The sequence below is a fragment of the Aquella oligotrophica genome, assembly GCF_002892535.1.
GTDB classification, from domain to species: domain Bacteria; phylum Pseudomonadota; class Gammaproteobacteria; order Burkholderiales; family UBA11063; genus Aquella; species Aquella oligotrophica.
In genome coordinates, this window is sequence record NZ_CP024847.1 from 703241 (window position 1) to 716524 (window position 13284).

The window sequence follows — 13284 nt, forward strand, 5'->3', positions numbered from 1 at the left end:
ATGAAGCAAGCTTATTTGTTTGAGGAGCTTAATGAAGAGCGGCTATCTGAGCCAGTAACCGATTTTCATTATTTTTCAGGACTGGCGTTTGATTTTATAGATGAATTATTGCTTGAAATTGATCGAGTCACTAAAGAGTCACCATTACGTCAAATGCAAACCCCAGGCGGCTATCAAATGTCCGTCGCTATGACTAACTGTGGCGAAGTGGGCTGGGTATCAGACAAATCTGGCTATAGATATTCAGCATTAGATCCATTAACTGGCTTAGCTTGGCCACAAATGCCACCGGTATTTAGACAATTGGCAAGTCTTGCTGCAACAAAAGCTGGTTACCCTTTATTTTCCCCTGATGCCTGTTTAATCAATCAATATTTACCGGGTGCTAAGATGTCGCTCCACCAAGATAAGGATGAGAATGATTTTAGTGCACCGATAGTTTCAGTTTCACTTGGACTTTCTGCGGTTTTCAAAATTGGTGACATGAAGAGAAGCGATAAGCTATTTAGTATTCCGCTTCATCATGGTGATGTAGTGGTTTGGGGTAAATCCTTACGGCTTGCCTATCATTCAATATCGCCGATAAAATCTGATAATCATCCATTATTAGGACAACAAAGAATAAATCTAACCTTTAGAAAAGCTTCATTTTAACTGTGTGCTTATTATAAAGCTAGTGGTTTACATACTTAAAACCACTAGCTTAAATTTTCTAGATTAATTCATCGGTTATGCATCCTTCACTAGCCGTTTTCACATTTTTGATAAATTTTGCTAATGTTCCACTTTTAACTCGATATTCAGGTGCAACCCATTGTTGTTTTCGTTTCTCAATTTCAGCATCTGAAATATTAACATTAATGCTATTTGTGTCTGCATCAATTGTAATTGAATCACCATCTTGAATAATAGCTAAATTTCCTCCAATCTGGGCTTCAGGAGTAATGTGTCCAACAATAAAGCCATGTGAGCCACCGGAGAATCTTCCATCTGTAATCAATGCTACATCTTTACCAAGTCCAGCTCCCATTATTGCAGAGGTAGGTTTTAACATTTCAGGCATTCCTGGTCCACCTTTTGGACCTTGATAACGGATTACTATTACATCACCTTTCTGAATCTGATTTTGTTTTAGAGCTTCAACCATCGCATCTTCATTATCAAAACATTTTGCATTACCTGTAAATCTTGTGCCTTCTTTTCCGGTTATTTTAGCAATTGCTCCTTCTGATGCGATATTGCCGTATAAAACCTGTATGTGTCCAGTCAATTTTATTGGTTCACTGAGGTTTCTGATAATATCCTGATCTTCGGGTAGGGAGTTAACTTTTTTTAAGTTCTCTTCAATGGTCTCGCCAGTTACCGTCAGACATTCACCGTGTAAAAGCCCATTTTTTAGCATAAATTTCATAACTGATGGGATTCCACCGATTTGATTCAGATCACTCATCACATATTTACCACTTGGTTTTAAATCAGCAAGTAATGGAGTAGCTTTTGTTAAGCGATCTATATCCTTTAATGTAAAGTCTATCTTTGCAGTTTTGGCTATTGCAAGTAGGTGTAATACAGCATTAGTTGAACCACCAAGTATCGTTACTAATCTAAATGCATTTTCAAAAGATTTTTTTGACAAGATATCACTTGGTTTTATATCTTTTTCTAGAAGATTTTTAATTGCTAGTCCAGCATTTTTGCATTCTTCTACTTTTTGATGATCGGTTGCACCAAGTGAGGCACTATTTGGCAGTGATAATCCCAAAGCTTCAATTGCGGCTGCCATTGTATTTGCCGTATACATACCACCACATGCGCCTGCACCCGGACAAGCATTACGAATTATTCCTTTTCTTTCTTCATCCGAAATCTTACCACTGATAAATTCTCCATATGCTTGAAAAGCTGACACAACGTCAAGCTGCTTGCCATTATAGTTCCCAGCTTTGATTGTCCCGCCATAGATCATTAGAGATGGACGATCAAGACGAATCATTGCCATTACACATCCTGGCATGTTTTTATCACAGCCAGGGATCGTAATTAAGCCATCATACCATTGTGCACTTACAATTGTTTCTATAGAATCAGCGATTATTTCTCTTGATTGAAGCGAGAAGCGCATACCACTAGTACCCATTGATATTCCATCACTTACGCCAATTGTATTAAACCTCATCCCAACCATATCATTTGCAGTAACGCCTTTTTTAACCTCGCTCCCTAGGTCATATAAATGCATATTACATGGGTTACCTTCATACCAGACACTACAAATGCCAATCTGCGGTTTATTAATATTTGCTTCCGTAAGTCCGGTTGCATAAAGCATTGCTTGTGATGCACCTTGAGAAATATCTTCGGTGATTACTGCACTATATTTGTTTTTCTTAGTCATGATTATTTATCTCCATTAAAAGTGATTAATCAATTATTTCTCTGTAATGTAGTGTGATTGCTCGATTTAAACGGTCATTGATAGCTAGCCAATCATTATTTAAAGGAGGTCTTTCTATCAAAATGACTTCACACATTGACTCGTCGGCAATTCGTAATGCTTTATAGATTTCTCTTGAATAGATAATCGCCTCTGAATCAATTTGATAACTTTTTATAGATTCAAGAGTAAAAGGGGTATGATGAATTACGTAAGGTTCTGGGTGTTTTTCTTTAAGTTTTGAAAGTTCATAAACATTCTTAAATGAAATGAGTTTTTTCCGAGGCGCGTAATGTTTGTCGTATTTCCCTGGGAATCTTATACTCTTATCCTGAATATCAATTATATCTACAGGTTCGCTATTAAAACTTAGAATTTTTTCAAGCATTCCTTTACTAATTGGACCCGGTCTTAGAATAGTACACGTCTTATGATCTCTTACGTCTATTATAGTTGACTCAATACCGTGTTGACATCTTCCTCCATCAATAACCTTTATTTGGTTGCCAAATTCTGCAATTACATGACTAGCTTCAGTAGGACTGATTCCGCCAAATTTATTGGCAGAAGGTGCAGCTATTGGAACACCAAGTTGGTCTATGATTTGTTGTAGAAGTGGCTGGGCTGGCGTCCTTATCGCAACAGAATCTTGTCCTCCAGTAATTGCATCTGGTACATTCTCACTTTTTTTCAGCACTAGTGTAAGTGGACCCGGCCATAAAGAATTAGTCAGTAAACTGACATAGCTTGGTATGTCTTTGGCATAATTAGATAAGTCATCAGCTTTGGCTATATGTACTATGAGTGGGTGTTGCGTTGGACGATTTTTGATTTTATATACCAGATTAATTGCTTCTTGCTTATTTATCGCACAGGCAAGTCCATACACTGTTTCTGTCGGAACTGCTACTATATTTCCGGCTTCTAATAGGCTAACCGCTATTTCTACTAGTTGCGAATTGTCTTTATTATCTTGCATTTATAAGCCTTGTAACAATTATTTATGACATTATCATATCACAATAAAGTTGAAAATTCAACAATAAAAAGTTGACAGTTCAACTTTAATTTGTTATATTAATGGTTGGTAATTCAACTAATGTGAGATTGGAAATGGAAGTTTGTAATTTAGATGCTGTTTTCATTGAGCTTCAGTCAGCGATTCAGAAAAGTAATAGACTCTTACAATTAAAGCTAAAAAAAGAATTTTTGAAAAGACGTTCTGTAATTTATCTTATTGCAATATTTCTTAACCAAGGAATAACGATGCAAGATCTTGCTCTTTTAATGCAAGTTGATAAGGGAACTATTACTAAAACTATTAAGTCATTATGTGCAGCAGGTGTGATAAAAAAATTACAAGATGAAAAAGATAAACGGATCTGGCATCTTTATTCTGCAGACAATCTTGACGAATTTTATTTGGAAATAAATAGCCAATATAACCAAATCTTTAGCTCTTTATTTAACAACTATTCAGAAGAAAAGATAGAGCTTTTAAAAAGCTATATAACTAGAATTACAAACAATATTAATACATTGAAGTCGTTACATTAATAGCATGTTAATTACAGGCTGTAGTTTTGTTTAGAATATCTTATGAAGATATTTGAAATTTACCTTAGAAAATAAATTTTCGATGGAGTGATAAATGAATTTGCTTTTTACTTTACCTCTGATTTCATTAACTGGAGGGATACTGACTTTGATTTACCATTTTCGTAATCAAAGTACGAACCTTCTTACCAATGTATTTATCCTCATTTCGTTCCTGCTCTCAGTGACACTTATCAATTTTATTGGACATCCTCAATATCTTGAGTTTCCATTCACTAACGTAATGGGTAAGTCATTATTTATCAAGCTGCAAATCGATAATTTGAGTATCATTATGTTACTTTTAATTAACTTTGTGAGTTTTATAATCCATCGCTATGCAACTAGCTATCTGGCATCTGATGTAACTCATGGCAGATTTATGGCACAGTTATCGATACTAAGTGGGGCTGTTTCATTCCTTGCACTTAGCGGAAACTTATTTACTGCCTTTCTTGCTTGGCAATTTGTTGGGTTTTCATTATATCTACTTCTAAATCATTATCATTACGATAGCAATGCTAATAAGGCAGCTAAGAAAAAATTTATAATTAATAGAATCGGTGATTTTTGTTTCCTAAGCGCGGTAATTCTTTGCTACAAATTTTATGGTAACTCAGATTTTGATATTATAACTACAAATTATGCTGAGTTAAAAACTACTTTCATCGGAATGCACGTATCAGTAAATACTCTAATTGTTGTACTTGTGCTAATGGCTGTAATGACAAAATCGGCTCAGTTTCCTTTTCATATCTGGTTACCTGATACAATGCAAGCACCAACTCCGGTTTCGGCAATAATGCATGCAGGTATTATTAATTCAGGAGGTTTCTTATTAACTAGAATTAGTCCTATGATTGCCGGGAACTTATTCCTAACTGATTTGATCTTTACAATCGGTGTTATTACTTTTATTTGTGCCTCATTCTTTATTCTTACTCAATCAGATGTCAAAAAGCAGCTTGCCTATTCAACAATGGGACAAATGGGATTTATGATTATGCAGTGTGGGCTAGGTCTATATGCAGCTGCAATTTTTCATCTAATTGCCCATGGCTTTTTTAAGGCTTTCCTGTTTTTATCTGCGGGTAATAATCTCTTATATAAAGAGAAAAAGGCTGATCATCAGATGGCAAAAGTATTACTTAGCATTATTTTTACTCTAGTGATTCTTGTCGGGTATTATTTCTACGTAAAAACAACTGGAAATTCATTAAATAGTAATTTAATTATGGCTATATTTATATCTATAACGCTTGCGCAAATCCTTGCAGAAATATTTGTTATGCAGTTTAATCTTAGAAATAAGATTCTAGCAATAGCGGTTGTAGCTCTAGTTTTTGCCATGTATATGTTACTAGTTAATTCAACGGAAACTATTTTGTCTAATTATATTAACCTAAATATGCTTGATTCATACAAAGTTATAATTGGCTTAACTTTATTAATTGTTCAAATTGGGATTTGGTTAATTCCTTCGTGCACAAATATATTACCTGAGAAGCTTACGCTATGGGTTTATCATTTAAGCCGGAATAAACTATTCATTGAGGATGGATATCGCAAATACCTGCTTAATCCGTATCGTCATTTTGGTGATTATCTGAATAAAATTTTTTGTCAATATCATGAAGTATGCTTCATTTTATTGGCGTTTGTTGCCTCTTTCTATACTTATCTTGGTTTTTCACACGGTGAAGTTTTTGCAAGCCCTTATAATATCCTTATAAATCAGGTGATATATTTTGTCATGCTTATTGCTGCAAATCGGGCATTAAATATTGATCGACTAAATTTGTATCTTTTTGTATCCCAGATTAGTTTAATAAATATTGGTTTATTTGGAACTGAGTCAATTGAAAAGAGTGTTGTGCTTTTTCAAGTGATAAATTCCTTTTTAGTCTTTAGTTCGATAAATATCCTTCTTAGAGGTAGAAGTCGTGAAATCAGTGAACGAGTGGATAAGAACTTACTTAGTTTAAATAGCTCCTATTTTTCATTCTTACTATTTTTACTAATCGGGCTACCGGGAACAGCAAGCTTTATTTCGGAATTAAACATCTTACTGAGTCTAGCTAGTGATGATCTCATTTATATATTCCTGACTGGGGTTGGTTTCCTATTACTTGCAATTGCGATAATGCATGCATTACAGGAGCACGTATTTAATAGTAAATCAATATTTTTGCCTAAAAATATTTATCTTACCTCTGGGGAGCAGCTATTTATTTTATTCGCAATTTTTATAAATATATCCAGTGGTGTCTATCCTGATTGGCTGCTAAATCAACTTGAATGGTTTTTAAGGTAATTGCTAAAATGAAAAAAATTATTGAACAAATTAAAAAATACATTCCTATAAACTGGCCGCTACAGAGTTTTATTGCTGTAAATCCATTATTTGATTTAACCACAGAGTCAATTGATTCTGCGCTTTTGGCGGTATCTCGTTATACAGATATCAAAGGAGCATTAAGGTTTGATGAATACCATCAATATTACCGGGATGGAAAGATCTCATTGGCAAATCTGGAGTTTGCTGTTAGTGAGTTTTCTATTGATAAGCACTGTCAGGATTATAAAGGACTTATTCTTAAATCGCTAAGTAACCCTTTATTTCAGGAAGAATTAGAGAAAGTAGATGTATCCGTTGTAGATTTTTCTGTAAATTTATTTGCTAAGCGCGCTCTAGTTTATACTGAAAATGATAATCAAGTTAAACGACAAGTGGTTGCATTTTGTAATGATTTTTTTGATTTAGGGCAAGCCAAATGGAAGATGCCGATATCTGAAGATAGACTTTTTCCTGCATGGTTAAAATACTCGTGTATAGATGATCGGAGATTTGTAAAAATACTTAAAAATATTAGTGATCAGCCACTCGATGCTTTAACTGAGCTACTTTTAAGGCTTGGCATACCATTAACTAGTTGGCATGATTATCTTTCGACCGTTGCATTCCAAATGCTTGGCTGGGCTTCAGTTATTAAATGGTTGGAATCTCGTCCGGATAATCCATATTTTTCTAAAAAGGCTAATCTAGAAGACCTTCTAGCTATTTGGCTTGCATATGAACTACTCTTAAAAGAGAAATATGCAATTACCTATGAGGAGGTTAAACTATCTGATAATAATTTAGCAATTCTTGAGCTATTGAGAAATTATTCCTTACCTGAAGGTATTGCTAGTAAAATTAACAAGTTTCACCTAGGGCTGATTTGGCAACGTGCTTATGAGCATTCATATCAGGAACAGCTAATTAATCAGATTAAATCTGTCCCAAAAATTATCAATAATGCTGATCGTTCCAGTGCACAGGCGGTATTTTGTATCGATACTCGCTCTGAAGGGATTCGCCGTCATTTTGAAAGTATGGGTAACTATCAGACCTATGGGTTTGCTGGCTTTTTTGGTGTAGGGTTTAAACTTGTTGATAACGAGACGCACAACTGTTCCTTACAGTGTCCCGCAATTGTAGTTCCAGACAAGACGTTGATAAATAAACCTGTAAAGAATAGCTTTTTACTAAACTCATGGAATCTTTTTGCTTCAGCTATAAATAAAAGTAAGTCGGGTTTTTTCTCTCCTTTTGTTCTTTTTGATGCAATAGGTGGGTGGTTTAGCACTACTTTACTTGGGAAAACATTTTTCCCTGAGCCTATCTATCGCTATGTTAAAAATTTACAGAAGAAGCTTAGAGGGAAAAATGAATTCTCTGATAAAAGCCTTGATATATTTGCTAAAGACGGAGGTTTTACGCAGGAGGGGGTTGCAGAAAGTTTGAGCTTTGTTTTTAAGGCTATTGGGCTTACAGAAAATTTTGCACCATTTGTAATTATTGCTGGACATAAAGCTGAGAGTCAAAATAATCCTTTTCAGTCTAGTCTTGACTGCGGTGCTTGCGGGGGAAATGGTGGGATTCCCAATGCAATAGCATTCTGTCAGGCCGCAAATAATTCTCAAGTTCGTAGAATCTTGTCTGAAAAATTTTCAATAAGTATTCCAGATGATACAGTATTTATTAGTAGTTGTCATCTAACCACTACAGATGAGTTTGAATACTACAACTTGGATACTATGAGTAGCCTTCAAGGGGAGGAGTTTGAAAAGGTTAAATCAGATATTAATAGTGCCTGCCAACTACTTCGACTTGAACGTATGATGGTGCTTAATAATGATGATAGCCCCCATATACGGCAAACGAATTGGGCGGAATTAATTCCTGAGATTGCTTTGGCTAATAATGCAGCTTTCATTATTGGACCACGTCAAATTACTGCAAATCTTCAGTTACAAAGAAGAACCTTTCTCCATTCATATGAGCCAGCAGAGGATAGTGATGGTAAAATACTTTCTTTTATTCTGAATGCCCCTGTATTAGTTGGGCATTGGATTAATAGCCAATATTATTTCTCATCGACTGATCATGAGATTTATGGTAGTGGAAATAAAGCAATCCATAACGTAGTAGGTGGCTTTGGTGTAATGGAAGGTAACTTTAGTGACTTTAAAATTGGATTACCAATACAAAGTCTTAGTTGTCTTGATTCAAGGGTTCATGAGCCAATGCGACTATTGGTAATTATTTATGCCAGTCGGGAACTTGTTGCTAAGATATTGACAGAATCACCGGCAGTCGCAAATATCTTTAATGGTCGTTGGGCGCATTTAGTAGTACTTGATCCAGATGAAGTTGGACTTGAAAATTACGCAAAAGATCATAAATAGCAGGTGTATATCTATTTTAGGTATATCTAGGTATTAGCTAGTTGTTTTAATTTGTCATTTAAAAGATTCATTGATTAAATAGTGTCGATAGTTGACATTGCAACTTAAATTTGTTAAAGTCATGGCTATCGACCTGATATTGGTAATGATAGCCTTGGTTAAAAATCACTATGACTAAATATTATAAATAAACGAATTGGAAATTATGCAAAGTAAGGAAACTTTAAAAAAAGCTGCCAGTTATCTGATATTTCGCGATAAGAAATTTTTCTCGCTGATTATTACTTATGGGGTGATAGTTGCATTGCTTAATCTTGCTTTGCCATTATCGATTCAGGTCTTGATAACCTCCATTATCTATACTGCCCAGATCACTCCAGTGTTAATTCTTGGGCTAATCCTCCTGTTTTTGATAAGCTTTTCGGCTTTACTTGGGGTATTACAAAAATTTCTGATTGAAATCTATAAGCGAAGCTCTTTTTCACGGATAGCATCAGACATATTATTAAAAGCCATCTATAGTGATCACCAGAGTTTTCGTGCCCATAACAGTAGTGATTTGAGTAGTCGTTATTTTGAGATTTTTAATATCCAAAATAATGTATCAGACATTATTGTTGAAGGTTTTTTAGTTTTATTAACTATTATTGTAAGCTTTATTTTATCGAGTTTTTATCACCCATATTTTTTGATCCTTAATTTGATTATTTTAGGTATTGTTTGGCTTAGCTGGTCATTATTTACTAAAAAAGCTGTTGGTTATGCAGTAGCAAGATCAGAAGCTAAATTTGCAGTATTTGCATGGATTGACGATGTATTTAGGATGAGTGGGTTCTTTAAAAGTAGAACAACGAAAACCTATGCATTAGACAAGGGCTTAGATCTGATAAAAACCTATATTCGTGCCCGTTGTAAATACTGGAATATTTCTTTTACCCAGTTAATTATTTTAACCTTACTTTATGTCGCGATCACGGTAACTCTGGTTACTGTTGGTTCAATTTTGGTTATTCAGGGGCAGTTAAGCTTGGGGCAGCTAGTAGCTGCAGAGATTTTATATACTACTTCATTGTATGGGATATCAAAACTTAGTATTTATTATGATAAGTATTATAATTTGATGGCTTCACTTGATGAAATGAGCCATGTGTTTGTTATTGATGATGAACATTTTGGTAAAATCAATAGTAGTCCAACTCCTATTCAAGCTGATAATCAGAATCCAATTATTAACTTTAATAATGTATCCTATACCGATGATTTTGGTAGAAGTTACTTTTATAACTTTGCTATCAGTAAAGGACAGTCAAATCTTATTCTAACGGTTGATCAAAATGCAAAAATGATTCTTACTAATCTTTTGAATCAATATATTCATCCGGATAGTGGTTTTGTTGAGTTTTATGGGATTCATGCAGCTGATTATGACCAGCACTATCTGCGAGATAAAATTCACATGGTTAATAGTTCAAATATTTTTGGTTGTACTATTGGTGAATTCCTCCAGTTTGGTATCGCAGATTCAATGTATAATCAAATTAATGATATTCTTGGCGCTACTGGATTGAGTAATTTTATTCATAGCCTACCTAAAAAATATGAAACAATGTTAATTGGTGATGGCTATCCATTACATGAGCAACAGATAATTATCCTAAAAATAGTTAAGGCAATCTTGATCAATCCCGAAGTTATTGTTATTTCTGAGATATTTGATCGGATTGATAAGAAGATTCAGAAGCAGATTCTTGACTATATCACGGGAAGCACAGATATTACGCTAATATGCTTTTCTGAAAATGAAGATAATCATATTCATTATGATAAATTCCTTTTACTGGCAAGCCGTGAAGCTTATCATGCTACTGATAGTAGCCAGTTTAAAATGATTGTAAGAAAAGTATTGAAGGAATCATAATTCATGCAGCTTGATTACGTTAAACAGCACCAGGTATACAAGATTGAAGATGCGGCAAAGTTTAAAAATATTGATAGGACAGCTATTTCAAGGTTTTTTCCAGGGTTGTCAATATTAATATTGGTTCTGGTAACATTTTTCATTGGCAGTCTCTTTTTACCTTGGATACAGACTTCTTTTGGACCAGGGCAAATAACGGCGCTACATCCGGAAGACAGGGTACAGCAAATAGTATCAACAGTTAATGGACGAGTTAGCAAATGGTATGTTCGTGATGGTAGCAAGGTAAAAAAGGGTGACAAAGTTGCTGAGATTATTGATGTTGATCCATATCTGTTAGAGCGCCTTAATTCAGAAGTTTCAGCGATGGAATTAAGGTTAAATTCTGCGATTGAGGCAACTAGACTTGCTAAGAGTAATTTTGATCGCCAACAGCGTCTTTATCGTGATGGACTGACCTCCAAAAGAGAGTTTGAGTTAGCACAGATTAATTATCAGAAATCAGTAGCCGACCAGCAATACTATAAAGCTCAATTAATTAAATCACAATCATCGTTATCAAAGCAAAATAGTCAGATAATTTTGGCAGATCGTGATGGAACGATTGTTAATACTTTATCTAGTTCGGCTACGAAGGTAGTAAAAGTTGGTGACGCTTTGGCAACTTTTATCCCGGATACGGATAATATTGCAGTTGAACTATATATAAGTGGAAATGATGTTCCTTTGGTTAGCCCTGGTCGTCATGTGCGGCTAGTTTTTGATGGTTGGCCATCTATTCAGTTTAGTGGTTGGCCATCAGTATCAATTGGTACTTTTGGTGGAGTTGTAAAAGTTGTTGATTATGCCGCAAGTTCAAATGGTATGTTCCGGGTGCTAGTCGAGCCAGACCCTAATGATCAGGCTTGGCCTTCGCGTAATTTTTTACGGATGGGTGCTCAAGCTCGGGGATATATCCAGCTTAACCGTGTTTTACTCGGCTATGAAATGTGGCGACAATTAAACGGATTCCCAATTGCGATAAATAACAAAAATAATAGTGCGACATTGTTTCATGGTAAGAATGGTGCTGATGGAGGTTATGGTGCTACCAAAGATGGAGGCAAGGATGAGAAGCAGGATAAGGGTGAATAAGCTACGGGGGTTATTATATTTATTTTCATCAATAGCCCCATGGGGTGCTGGTGCTTATGAGCTTCAGATATCAAGAATTGAAAGCTCAATTAACAGCTGTTATCCCAAAATTCTAAGCGCAGTTATTCAGCAGGAATTAAATCAGGGTAAGGTTAAAAAAAATGAGGCTCCATTTGATTTTAGGCTTGATGCTGATGCTTTGCAACGACAAGGTAGTACCTATAATACCACTTACCAGAAAATTGCATTAGAAAAAAGGTTCTATGGTTCTCCGGTGTCTGCTTATGCCGGATATGATATTTCTGGTGGCTATACTCCACAATATGATTCTGCCCAAATTACTTCAACACTGGGAAGGCAATTTGTTGGATTAAAGATGAATCTCTTGAGTGGTTTTACTATGGATGAAGAACGCTTAAATTTATATAACTCGATGCTAGATAAAGAAAAATCGGATTATGAGTTGGATTTATCAAGACTGCTGGTAAAAACTGAAGCAATGAAAGCTTATATGGGGTGGGTAATTGCTGGTGCAGAGCTTCAAGCATATGAGAAGTTATTACACATTGCTGAAACGAGACAAAATGCGCTTGAAAAAAGATTTAAAAATGGTGATATTGCAGAAATATCAGTGAAAGAGAACTATAATAACGTCTTAAAGCGAAAAATGAAAGTTACTTCTGCAAAAGATTATTTTAATAAGGCTTCACAATATCTAGCCTTATATTATCGCGACCAAAGATGTAATATTGTTACACCAAATCAGAATCTTTTGCCCAAGACATTGCCAGAAGTTAATAAAATTCCTGAACAGCCAATTGTTGATGAGGTAAATAATGCGGTTAAAAATCGTCCGGAATTTAAAATTATTCAAACTCAGCTGCAACAGATTGTAAATCAGCAAAAGCTTGCTGGGAACTACTTGTTACCAAAATTAAATTTATCTGTTCAATATAATCAAAATAACTCAGATACCGCAACTTCGTCATATTTTCAACTGAATCAGCAGGAAGCGGTTGGTAAACTAAATTTTTCGATGCCTCTTGAGCGGAGCTACGGAAAAGGTATGGATAAAGAAACTGAAGCTAGTTATCGCAAATTACTAAATGATAGGCAGTTACTTCTTGATCAGCTAAAGGCACAGCTTGAAACGTTACATTATTCAGTTGATGCAACGGCTAGTCAAGTTGACATGTCTAAAACAGAAAATAAACTAGCAACTGATTTATTAAATGCCGAAAATAGACGAGTGCAGAATGGGGATAGTAATTTCTTTATGCTTAATTTGCGTGAGGATAATGCAACTAACTCATATTTGAATTATATCAACGTTATAGCTGGAAACTATCAGGCACTAATTGAATATAATTTCCTTACCGGGAACAATGTTCATCTAACTAAAGCTTATCCACAATTTAATTGAAATTATATATGTTTAGTCTGGAAGACATAGTCAAAGTAAATTATTTTG

9 protein-coding genes are annotated in these 13284 nt (G+C 34.9%); 7 read left to right on the top strand and 2 right to left on the bottom strand.

What is annotated here, in order from left to right:
- Window positions 1–654, top strand: coding sequence for a DNA oxidative demethylase AlkB (gene alkB, locus CUN60_RS03215; protein WP_102950648.1), 654 nt, complete (start codon window positions 1–3; stop codon window positions 652–654).
- A 58-nt stretch (window positions 655–712) separates the two neighbouring features.
- On the opposite strand, the gene ilvD is transcribed toward alkB, so the two are convergent.
- On the bottom strand, window positions 713–2395 hold the full coding sequence (gene ilvD, locus CUN60_RS03220; protein ID WP_102950649.1) for a dihydroxy-acid dehydratase: 1683 nt from the start codon (window positions 2393–2395) through the stop codon (window positions 713–715).
- A 25-nt stretch (window positions 2396–2420) separates the two neighbouring features.
- Entirely contained in the window at window positions 2421–3413 is a 993-nt protein-coding gene (locus CUN60_RS03225) for an L-threonylcarbamoyladenylate synthase (protein WP_102950650.1), read from the bottom strand.
- A 134-nt stretch (window positions 3414–3547) separates the two neighbouring features.
- Between CUN60_RS03225 and CUN60_RS03230 the strand changes: the two genes are divergently transcribed.
- From CUN60_RS03230 to CUN60_RS03255, 6 genes are all read left to right on the top strand, one after another.
- Window positions 3548–3991 (top strand): MarR family winged helix-turn-helix transcriptional regulator, encoded by a 444-nt coding sequence (locus tag CUN60_RS03230; RefSeq protein WP_158649269.1) that lies wholly within the window; start codon window positions 3548–3550, stop codon window positions 3989–3991.
- Between the two features lie 94 nt (window positions 3992–4085).
- Window positions 4086–6344, top strand: a complete 2259-nt coding sequence (locus CUN60_RS03235; protein ID WP_102950652.1) for an NADH-quinone oxidoreductase subunit 5 family protein — start codon at window positions 4086–4088, stop codon at window positions 6342–6344.
- An 8-nt stretch (window positions 6345–6352) separates the two neighbouring features.
- The gene (locus tag CUN60_RS03240; RefSeq protein WP_158649270.1) at window positions 6353–8761 is read left to right on the top strand and encodes a putative inorganic carbon transporter subunit DabA; all 2409 of its coding nucleotides are present in this window, start codon (window positions 6353–6355) and stop codon (window positions 8759–8761) included.
- Window positions 8762–8966: 205 nt separating this feature from the next.
- Window positions 8967–10679, top strand: a complete 1713-nt coding sequence (locus CUN60_RS03245) for an ABC transporter transmembrane domain-containing protein (protein ID WP_102950654.1) — start codon at window positions 8967–8969, stop codon at window positions 10677–10679.
- 3 nt (window positions 10680–10682) lie between these two features.
- Window positions 10683–11813, top strand: a complete 1131-nt coding sequence (locus CUN60_RS03250; RefSeq protein WP_102950655.1) for an HlyD family secretion protein — start codon at window positions 10683–10685, stop codon at window positions 11811–11813.
- Entirely contained in the window at window positions 11806–13236 is a 1431-nt protein-coding gene (locus tag CUN60_RS03255) for a TolC family protein (protein ID WP_158649271.1), read from the top strand. Before CUN60_RS03250 ends, CUN60_RS03255 begins: the two co-directional genes overlap by 8 nt.
- Window positions 13237–13284 lie beyond the last annotated feature (48 nt).